This window comes from Aureibaculum marinum (assembly GCF_003813905.1).
GTDB lineage: Bacteria > Bacteroidota > Bacteroidia > Flavobacteriales > Flavobacteriaceae > Aureibaculum > Aureibaculum marinum.
The window spans coordinates 1-783 of the sequence record NZ_RPFJ01000050.1 but is presented as its reverse complement, the minus strand read 5'-3'; the positions used below and the strand labels follow the sequence as shown (position 1 = coordinate 783).

Genomic DNA, 783 nt, shown 5'->3' with positions numbered 1-783 from the left:
TAATCCTTGAATACCTTGATCACCTTTTTCGCCTTTGGCACCGTCTTTACCATCGATACCATTTGTACCGTTAGTTCCGTCTGTACCAGCTGCACCCGTATCACCTTTAGGACCTTTAGGACCTTGAGCACCAGTAGCACCCGTTAATCCTTGGATTCCTTGTTCACCTTTTTCACCTTGATCTCCTTTTTCGCCTTTGGCACCGTCTTTACCGTCAATACCATTTGTACCGTTAGTTCCGTCTGTACCAGCTGCACCCGTATCACCTTTAGGACCTTGAGCACCAGTTGCCCCCGTATCACCTTTTTCACCTTTATCACCATCAGTCCCATTTAGAGAAGCCAACCATTCAGCTTGAGTGCCAGAAAACCCATTTGTTAACGCTACTTGATATGCAGAATCTCCATCATCGCCTTTATCTCCTTTTTCACCTTTCAAAAGAATAGGTGTCAAATCAATTCTTCGTGTACCACCATTCTCTAGCGTTAAAGTGATTATATTGTTTGAATTATCTAAACTAAACTCAGTAATTTCTTGATTATCTGTATTGTCTAAGTAGTTAGATAAATCAACCGTACCACCATCTTCTAATGTTAAGATATTATTATCAATACTTAGTTGTTGGTCATCAGAACTTACAGCAGCAATATCAACGGTTTGAGTATTGCCATTTTCTAAAGTAATAGTTAAGATAGTACCATTCAAACTAAAGTCAGATATCTTTTGATTATCTGTATTGTCTAAGTAATTAGATAAATCAACCGTACCACCATCTTCTAATGT

At 38.8% G+C, this 783-nt stretch carries 1 pseudogene; it reads right to left on the bottom strand.

The features are described from left to right. Positions 1-783 (bottom strand): annotated as a pseudogene (locus tag EGM88_RS15845) (hypothetical protein); the annotation flags it as partial.